Raw genomic sequence first — 261 nt, forward strand, 5'->3', positions numbered from 1 at the left:
CCTATACTGCTTCCAAAAACAGGATAGCCTCCGAAGCCGTAATTAAAATCAATGCATCCAAACAGAAATTAACTGAAAAAGATCTTAAGAATCTCCGTAAGCTGGATATGGAAATTATTAAAAACTCTGTGTTTGCGCGTCATGGCTATTCATTTAAAAAGGCTACCTACAGGAATTTCTTTGAACAGACGGACTGGTATATCCCCGTTTCCAATAATGTAGACAGCGATCTCACTCCTCTGGAAAAGGAGAATGTTGCCT

1 protein-coding gene is annotated in these 261 nt (G+C 39.1%); it reads left to right on the forward strand.

The genetic code is table 11. The features are described 5' to 3' along the window. The coding region (locus tag ACPYOM_RS22860) for a YARHG domain-containing protein (RefSeq protein ID WP_481347719.1) at positions 1 to 261 on the forward strand (261 nt) is incomplete at both ends.

This window comes from Monashia sp. HAY1-2A (assembly GCF_056755315.1).